Here is a 9,044-nt window from a genome sequence, read left to right as displayed (position 1 = left end):
GGTGGTTCTGGCGGGGTGGCTGCACCCGTTCCCATTCCGAACACGGCCGTGAAACGCCCCAGCGCCGATGGTACTTCGTCTTAAGACGCGGGAGAGTAGGTCGCTGCCAGGTCTGCAAAGCGCAAGAAAATCCGGAAAACAAAGATCACCTTCTCTTCATGCCTCGGCCCAGCCGAAACACGGGCCGCCCTCAAGCGGCCCTTTTGTTTTGCTAGACCGAAGTCATCAGTGCGTCCCTTACACGAGACAAATCGCTTCGCAATTTGCTCGGCACAGACCATAAATCCCTTCGGGATTTACGTTACCGCGATAAATCCCATCGGGATTTACGCTTGGCGCGGGGTGGAGCAGCCCGGTAGCTCGTCAGGCTCATAACCTGAAGGCCGCAGGTTCAAATCCTGCCCCCGCAACCAAATCAAAAAAAGCCCGCATGGAGAAATCCAGCGGGCTTTTTGGCGTTTAAACGGCGCGCACAGGGGCGACCTGCTGTCCTGCTGTGACCCCAGCCACTCATCCGTTTGCGGCTGCAATGGGCGGGACGGGCAGCGTATCGTTTTGCATGGGCTTGCCCGCCTTTCTCTTCGCTCCAGGCCAGCATGGCGTTCGAGGTGAACTCCGTGCCATGATCACTGATCACAGCCGCGCGCGAGGGCATAGCGAAATATCCTACGCGCGCCCTAACCGATGGTCGGTCGTGTCGACGCCGTTGTTTCGTGATCGCTCAACATGGGGATGACACTATTGTATTGCTAATTGCAATACAATCCCCTATCTTCCCTTCAAAGGAGACGACTCATGGCCACCACAGCGGAACGCAAGGAACACCCCATCTCGATGCGACTGCCGGAAGCGGATGTCGCGATGATCGATCGTGCGGCGACGCTGCGCGGCCGCTCGCGCACCGACTTCGTGCGCGATGCCGCCGTGCGCGCGGCCGAGGAGGTGGTGATGGAGCAAAGCCTGATCCGTATGAGCCCGGAAGGCTTCGATGCGTTCATGGAGGTTCTCGCCGCCCCGGCAGCGCCTGCTCCCGAAATGGTCGAGTTGGCGAAACGGCCGGCACCATGGGAAGCCGGCTATGAGCCGAAGCGGTAAGTCGTGGCGTTATCCACTCCCGAACCGCTTACCGCCGCGCATGATGTGTCTGAATTCTCTTGCGGCAAGCCGACGCTCGATCACTGGCTGAAGACGCGCGCGCTTTCCAATCAGCAGAAGGGCTTCACCGCCATTTTGGTCGTCCATGAGGCGGGGCGCGTCGTCGGCTATTATGGTCTGGCGCCGACGGCCGTGGTGCCGTCGGTCATGCCGCGCTCGATTCGCACAGGCCAGCCACCCAATCCGGTTCCGTGCCTTCTTCTTGGCCAGCTTGCCACCGATACCGGATGGGCGGGGCAGGGGATTGGGACGGGTCTCGTCAAACACGCGCTGCAGCGTTGCGTCCAGGCGGCCGGTCTGGTGGGCGGGCGAGCGCTGATGGTCAATGCCGTGGATGATGAAGCTGCCGGTTTCTGGCAACGGCGTGGCTTCTTGCCGTCGAAGGACGATCCACTTGTCCTCTTCCGCTCGATTGCCGATGTCGCGGCGTCGCTGGCCGAGGCGTGAGCCAAGCAGAATAGAATATCGATGAATCGAGAAGAGGAATATCTCACCGCGAAGGATCAATCAGATGACTTCCGCAGCAAACATACGCACCGCTTCATACCGCGGGTCGAGCTTGGGATCACCCAGCCGGTGAAAACGTCTTCTTATGAAAGGTAAGGAAAAGCCGGTTGGTTTCCACGCGGAACTGAGCTTTTCTCCTCTTTTCTGTGCGGCGGCGGCCGACCTAGCCTTGAAGCGGAAGCTGTCGTTTTGCGGCTTCCATGATATGGCGACGGTGGTCAGGCGGTCGAGCAAAGCGGTTATCTTGGCGTCACCGAAGACCGTGGCCCATTCGCTGAAGCTGAGGTTGGTGGACTCCGTTGCCCTCGTCGCTCTCCGCGTTGAGGGAAGGTTCACATGGCTCAATCCTCAATGGAAATTAGGCGCCTAACCGGCTCAGTTCCGCGTGAAAACCAACAAGTATGGCCGTTGCCACCTATTCCCTTCTTGGGCAAGGTTGCCGAATTGAACGGGCGCTTATCTGCCCTTCAAAGCGATTGTACGTCAGCAGAAGTCCACCGGCGCATGAGCGAAATCTACGGCGAGCGCGAAGGCACCTGTCGAATGACCAATTTAGTCATCCAAGCGGGGGGTGCCGTGGAGCGGGTTGAAAAGGGCAAACGTATCCTCCGTCTGGCTCCCGACAGTGTGGACAACGACAAACTTACGGTGTGGCTAATCGAGGCAGCCACGCGGAACGCAGGCCGGCCGTTGACAATTGCCAGTCTGCAATCGCCACCCGTGCATTTCCCGTTCAAGCTGATGCGGTGTTGGCCTACCTTGGGTCGAACAACGACCACTTGGCTGTGAGAAGTGAGGGACCCGATAATCAGTTCATGGCCATGCGTGAATCAGTTCATGGCCATGCGTGATTGGATTTGACGATCAGGCTCATCATAAATGTCTACACAGTTGCTCGGAATAAGCCTGAAAGAAAACTGCGTCCTTCGGGAGCCGCTTCCTGCGCATGTGGTGCCACGTCGACACGCAAATGTCCGCCACCACTCGATCGCCAGTAACGATGGTTGTGCCCTCCCGCCACCATCTTCGCTGGCGTCGATTGCAAGTTATGATCGACGTCGGCTTTGCTTGCTCGGGAGCAAGTGAAGATTAGATCCTGACCCCGCAACCAAATCACATAGCCAAAAGCCCACGTGGAGAAATCCGGCGGGCTTTTGACGTTTAAACGGCACGCGACTCGAAGGCGCCGAGATCAAGTGACGTCCAGAGAACCGAGCACGCCCGACAAGATCGCATTCAGCACGAACGGACGTTCCAGTGGGACATAATGGCCGCAAGCCGGGAGGATGTGTAGTCGGCCTGCGGTGGCAATTGGCAAGGCAGGTGGCGGGCGCCTCACTCCGGCGGCTGCAGGCGATCCTTGGGGACGATCAGTCGTATGATCAGGCCTTCCGAGTGCCACTGGCGGAGAATTTCGCCGCCGAACTGCCTTTCGATTGTCAGCTTGGCGAGCTTGGTGCCGAAGCCCTCGGTCTCGGTCTGGGTTACCTGAGGCCCGCCCTGTTCGGTCCATTTGAGTTCCAGGGTTTCCCCGCGATCGATGCATTCGATGTCGAGGGAACCGGTGGCGGTCGAGAGGGCGCCGTACTTGGCGGCGTTGGTGGCGAACTCGTGTACGACCAGCGAAAAACCGGTAATCGCGGCGCGCGAGATGCCAAGATCGCAGCCTCGCGTCGTTACCCGGCGAAGACCCTGTGACGTTTCGCCGTCATAGGGCGAGAGCAATGTCGAAAGCAGCGCCTGTAGGTTCGCTCGGCCTTCGCCTGCGCCGTCACGATCCGGCGTCGGCAAGGTGAGCACGTGTGCGCGCGCCAGCGACCCCAACCGCGCGACGACAGCAGACGCCAGCTCTTCGGCGGATGCGGCGGCCTTGGCGCTCAGCGACACGACGCTGCTCGAGACCATGAACAGGTTCTTCACCCGGTGCGCCATCTCCTGGATCAGCAGATCCTTCTGCTGTTCGGCCTGCCGGCGCTCGCTGATGTCACGGGCGATCTTAGAGGCGCCGATGACCACGCCGGCATTGTCGCGGATTGGCGAGATCCGCAGCGAGATCGGGATGAGCCCGCCATCCTTGCGCTGTCTGAAGGTTTCGAAGTGATCGACGTGCTGCCCGGCACGAACCTTTGCCAGGATCTCCAATTCTTCGCCGAGGCGTTCCTCCGGGATCAGCAGCGTGACCGGGTTGCCGACGGCTTCCTCGACCGTATAGCCGTAGAGGCGCTCGGCGCCGGCGTTCCAACTGGTGATATTGCCGTCCAGATCCATCGACAGGATCGCATCTTCCGAGGATTCGACGATCGCCGCCAGTTGCTGGGCCGCGCGTTCCGCCTTGCGGCGGATCGCCAGCTCATTTTCGGCTGCCTTGAGCAGATGGGCGTTGTCGATGGCGATCGCCGCATGCGCCGCGATCGAGGTAACCGTCGCCTCGGTCTCGGCGGTAAAGACGCCCGGCAGGTCATGGCCAAAGAAGAGCCCGCCGTGAACATCACCTGACCGTGAGACCACGGGAACCGCGAGGTAGCTTACCACCGGCAGGTGCCCCTTCGGCATTCCGTAATGCGGTGCGGACTTTCCGTAGTGCGGGTCGGTTCGGATGTCGTCGGAGCGTACGAGGCCGAGACCGTGAAAGGTAGGCTCGAACACGGCTGTGTTGCGGGGCAACTGGAAATTCTCGAACGCCGCGCGTGGCGCGCCCGAGAGGGTGTAAAGCGTGTAGCGCTCGCCGTCCGGGTCGGCGAGATTGTAGAAGAAGGCACCGAACTTTGCGCCTGTCAGCTCCGTGGCGGCATCGGTCACTGTCTGAACGATGTGGTCGAGATCGAGGCTGCTGGCGATTGCCTTAGCTATCCGGTCGACCGCCTGCAGCCGGCGCTCGGCGGCCTTGCGCTGGGAAATGTCAAGGATGCTGACATAGGTGCGTTCACAGCGGGCGCCTTCGAACGTGACCGTGAAGACTACATCCAGGCGCCGTCCGCGCAGCGTCTGCACGACGGCTTCGCTGCCGAAGCGCCTCTGGCCCTGCCAGAGCGTCATCAGTTCTTCGAGGAAGATCGGCGCTGTTTCCGGCAGAAAGACAGTTGAGAGCGAGCGTAGCAGCTCGTCCTTCTCGGCGGCCTCGAACAACTCCACGGTAAAAGGATTGACGTCGACGATGCGCACCTGCGCGATCGCTTCGTTTAAGCTGTCGGGGTGAGACTCTAGATAGGCGCGCAGATCCTCCACACCTTCGGCGCGAAACCGATCCAGAAGATCGCAGACCGCGGAAAAGTCCTGCTCCCACACCGCCACGCCGGCATTCTCGAATATCTCGCGAAACCTCGCCTCGCTCTCGCGATAGGGCGGCTCGGAAGCGTTCGCCCCACTATTGTTGACCAGCATTTGGACCGCTCCCACGAACCTCAGGTGGAACCGCATCGTTGATGGATACACGTTGCGAAAGGCCGCCGCTGACTAGCGTGCCTTCTGAAAAACTACCGCAAGCGAACCGAAATGCAATGCGCAACGGTGTCTGCTGGAAATAAGGCTTGATCAAGCGCGCTCCCTCATTGCCGGAAACGAAGGATGGACTTGGGCTCAGCCACGAGCAGCGCCGCGGCCTCGAGCAATTGTCGAGGGTTGAACGGCTTTGCCAGCAGAGCGGTGTCGGCAAATCCCAGGGGCAGAGCCTCGCGACCGTAGCCTGATACGAAGACGAAGGGGACCTTCTTGTCGGCCAATGCAGCGGCGATCGCGTCAACCGGCTGGCCGCGCAAATTGGCGTCGAGCAGCGCGGCATCTAGCGCCATCTCGTTGATTAGGCGTAGCGCATCGCCGGGTGTCGCCGCCGGTCCGGCGACCTCAGCATCCTCTTCCTCGAGAATCGCGGCAATTTCGAAGGCGATCAGCGCTTCATCCTCCACCACCAATATGCGCTTTCCCTTGAGCCTCGTCGACGCGGCCGGGGCATCGGGCGCCGGTCCTCCCGACACAGGCTCCTCCACGTCGGGCTCGGTGATCGGCGGAACATCGGCTTCGAGCGGAAGCCGCACTTCCCAGCGCATACCGTCGGTGTCGGTCGTCAGGTGGGCGCTTCCGCCGCCTCCCGCCGCGACCTTCTCGATCAGGCTGGTGCCGAAGCCTGGACCGAGCGGCGTCTTCATTGGTGGTCCGCCCTGTTCTGTCCAGTTGAGACAAAGTGCATTGCCGCTCACGGACCAATCAATCGACACCGTCCCATTGCTTAAGGAAAGCGCACCGTGTTTTGCTGCGTTGGTCCCGAGTTCGTGTAGGACCATCGCCATATGCGTTGCCGTCTGCGCATCGAATCGCACGGGCGGTCCGGAGGTCGTGACGCGGCGCTCGTCGGCAGTTCCCCACAAGAGCTGATCGCGAATGATGTCGCCGAGGTCAGCCCCTTCCCAAGCCGTTCGGGTCAGAAGCGAGTGCATGCGCGACATTGACTGCAGGCGTCCGCTGAAGCTGGCGGCAAAGTCGGCGGGGTTCTTGGCCGAGCGCAACGTATGCTGGGCGAGCGCCTGGACCGACGCGAGCATGTTCTTGACTCGATGGCTGAGCTCGCTGAGCAGGCGTTGCCGGGTTTCTTCAGCCCGCTTGCGGTCGGTGATGTCACCCGCCGCACCGAACCACTCGGCGATGTCCCCGTTGCTGTCTAGCATCGGTATGGCGCGCGAATGGGTCCATCCAAGGCTGCCGTCGCGGCGAATGACCCGGTGCTCCATTTCAAAAGCGGCCTTGTTGTCGATGGCATCGCCGATGCGCGCCAGCATCAGCGTCTGGTCTTCAGGCGGAATGTAAGTTTCGAGCCAACTGTCGCTTGGCTCGTCCGTGTCGGCAACGAAGTCCTTGCCTTGCAGAAACCGCATCTCGTGCCAGTCGGGACCCATGCGGTAGACGATATCCGAACTCGCGGTGACCAGAGCACGGAAACGCTCTTCGCTCGCGCGCAGGGTCTCCGCGGCTTCCATGCGATACTGCGACATCTTCAGGTGCGCCTCGATCCGGGCCAAAAGCTCGCGTGCGCTGAACGGCTTGATCAAGTAGTCGTCGGCGCCCGCCTGCATGCCCTCGATACGGCACTCCTCACCGGCGCGCGCCGACAGAACGATGACCGGCACGGTGTTGGTACGCGCGTCGGTGCGCAGGCGACTGAGCAGCTCGATCCCATCGAAGCCTGGCATCATGATGTCGGTGAGGATCAGGTCCGGCTTTTTCGACGCGACGGCGGCGAGCGCGTCTTCGCCGTTGCCGACGATCTTGAGATCGTACTGCGCGCCGAGAAGACGGCGTAGGTAGTCGCGCATGTCGGCGTTGTCATCGACGACCAACAGGGTTCGGCGGCCGCCGTTTCGTTTTTCCGGCGGATGCGGCGCCGGGTCGACCTCAGGCAGACCCGCATCCGAGGACGGATGATCTGGCAGCCATCGCAGCGCCTCCTCCACGAACGGCGCGGCGCCGACGGTCGTCGACGAGCGATCCTCGCCATTGCCGTTGCGGTGCTGCGCAGGAGCGCGACTGCCTTTGGGGATTGTCACGCTAATGGTCGTGCCTTCGTCGAGGCGACTTTCGGCCGAGACCGTTCCATCATGAAGTTTCACCAATTCCTGGACGAAGGCGAGCCCGATGCCTGAGCCCTCCTGGCTGCGACCCCTTGCGCCTTCGACGCGATGGAAGCGCTCGAAAAGGCGGGGCATCTCGTTGGCAGGAATGCCGATGCCGGTATCGCGGACGGTCAGGACGAAATTGTCGCCATCGTCCGCGAGTTTGACGGCGACATCGCCCTCAAGCGTGAATTTGAGGGCATTGGAGAGGAGGTTGAGGACGATTTTCTCCCACATCTCGCGATCGACATAGGCCGGTTCTGGCAGCGGCGGCGTATCGACGGTCAGGTTCAGCCCGGCCATTTCCATCGCCGATCGAAAGGCGCTGGCAAGCTCTGCCGTCGTCGTCGCAAGGTTCGTCGGCTCGAAGCGTGCTTGGAGGCGCCCGGCTTCGATGCGCGAGAATTCAAGCAACATGTTGACCAGCTTGAGCAGGCGCAGCGAGTTGCGATGGGCAATGAGCAGACGGTCGTGGTCGTCCGGACGCTCTCCGCTACGGGCCAGCAGGTCCTCGATGTGACCGAGCATCAGCGTGATCGGCGTACGGAACTCATGGCTGACATTGGAAAAGAAGACGGTTTTCGCCCGGTCTATCTCTGCGAGCGCCTCGGAACGTTTGCGCTCGTCCTCATAGGACTGGGCATTGGCGATGGCGCTGGCGATCTGCGCTCGCATGAGATGCAAGAAGTCGTGGTAGTGCTCGTCGAGTTTCAGGCGCGGATTAATGCCGACCACGAGAAAACCGGCGGCATCGCGGGCATTGGCCGCGGGCAACGGAAGCACGGCTGCCTTATGCGGCAGGTTCGGATGGTTTTTGCTCGCGGAGGTCGGGAAACGGCGTCCGAGATCATCGACAAGGATGGGGTTCAGGTCGGCACCGAAATGCCAGCCTGCGGAACTGTCCTTTCGCGCCAACTCTACCTTTGCCAGGCACAGCGCGTGATTCGGTTCAAGGCCTGCCACTCCGGAAAGCCGGGCCCGTGTGTGGCCGGGCTCCACGAGGTAGAGAAGGGCGAAGGGCACGTCTCGTTCGTGCTTCCTGAATGTTTCCGTTGCGATCGCGCAGGCCTCGTCGGGCGATCGTGCATCGCCCGAGCGAGACGCAAGATCCCGAAGGACGACGATACGGCGCTCGCCGATCACCTTCTCGGTAATTTCGGTCACAGTGGCGAGCACGCCGCCGATCCCGTTTTCTGCGGTTTCGTCCGGCACGGGGCTGTAGGCGATGGTGAAATGGGTTTCTTCCAGGAAACCGTGTCTATTGATTTCGAGCTCGATGTCATCGTTCCAGGTGGCGGGACCGCCATTGAAGGGCGTGTCGATCAGCGGCTTCAGGACATGCCAGATCTCGCTCCAACATTCGCTGACCGGTTTGCCGAGTGCCCAGGGGTGTTTGGCGCCGAGCACAGGGCGATAGGCCGCGTTGTAGATCGAGACATACTGCGGCCCCCACCACAGCAGGAGCGGAAACCGGTTGCGCAGGAGGAAGGGGATCATAATCTTCAGCGTCGGCGACCAATTCTCCATCGGTCCGAGAGGGGTCGGCGACCAGTCAAAGTTGTCGATCAGCGACCGCATCTCGTCGTGAGATGCCGGCCACACATTTCCCTTGGCTACTGCATCGCTGTCGGACGTGTTTTCGGCGTCTGACATTGCGTTGATCCCCGATAGATGACGCTCAAGCAACCTAAACGCCCGGTTTGGGGAAGGGTTCCGTGCGGTCGGCGCGTATGATGTCGAGACGTCTGACGAAGCGGAGGAGGGCTGGCGGGCCAAAAGCAT

General features: G+C 61.3%; 5 protein-coding genes, 1 tRNA gene, 1 rRNA gene and 1 pseudogene. 5 read left to right on the top strand and 3 right to left on the bottom strand.

Features of this window, described 5'->3' with window-relative positions; translation table 11 throughout:
* The 4 genes from rrf to IB279_RS20920 form a co-directional block, all read left to right on the top strand.
* A 5S ribosomal RNA gene (gene rrf, locus IB279_RS20935) occupies nt 1–112 on the top strand; the annotation flags it as partial.
* A gap of 224 nt (nt 113–336) precedes the next feature.
* Nucleotides 337–413: transfer RNA gene (locus IB279_RS20930), tRNA-Met, on the top strand.
* Between the two features lie 382 nt (nt 414–795).
* A complete protein-coding gene (locus tag IB279_RS20925) occupies nt 796–1,095 on the top strand; it encodes a DUF1778 domain-containing protein (protein ID WP_060643795.1) in 300 nt (99 codons plus the stop codon).
* 3 nt (nt 1,096–1,098) lie between these two features.
* A complete protein-coding gene (locus IB279_RS20920) occupies nt 1,099–1,602 on the top strand; it encodes a GNAT family N-acetyltransferase (RefSeq protein ID WP_034798314.1) in 504 nt (167 codons plus the stop codon).
* 228 nt (nt 1,603–1,830) lie between these two features.
* Here IB279_RS20920 and IB279_RS37845 read toward each other — a convergent pair.
* Nucleotides 1,831–1,956: pseudogene (locus IB279_RS37845) on the bottom strand (ATP-binding protein); the annotation flags it as partial.
* 210 nt (nt 1,957–2,166) lie between these two features.
* Between IB279_RS37845 and IB279_RS20910 the strand changes: the two are divergent.
* On the top strand, nt 2,167–2,451 hold the full coding sequence (locus tag IB279_RS20910; RefSeq protein ID WP_246802054.1) for a hypothetical protein: 285 nt from the start codon (nt 2,167–2,169) through the stop codon (nt 2,449–2,451).
* 546 nt (nt 2,452–2,997) lie between these two features.
* Here the strand turns inward: IB279_RS20910 and IB279_RS20905 are convergent.
* Together IB279_RS20905 and IB279_RS20900 are read right to left on the bottom strand one after the other, a co-directional pair.
* Nucleotides 2,998–5,043 (bottom strand): PAS domain S-box protein, encoded by a 2,046-nt coding sequence (locus IB279_RS20905; RefSeq protein ID WP_192339763.1) that lies wholly within the window; start codon nt 5,041–5,043, stop codon nt 2,998–3,000.
* Between the two features lie 164 nt (nt 5,044–5,207).
* Complete coding sequence (locus IB279_RS20900) at nt 5,208–8,915, bottom strand: response regulator (protein ID WP_192339761.1); 3,708 nt, start codon at nt 8,913–8,915, stop codon at nt 5,208–5,210.
* Between the last annotated feature and the right edge of the window lie 129 nt (nt 8,916–9,044).

It is taken from the genome of Ensifer sp. ENS06, assembly GCF_014852205.1.
GTDB lineage: Bacteria > Pseudomonadota > Alphaproteobacteria > Rhizobiales > Rhizobiaceae > Ensifer > Ensifer adhaerens.
Note: the sequence above shows the minus strand (reverse complement) of the source record. Positions and strands in the feature narration are given on the sequence as shown.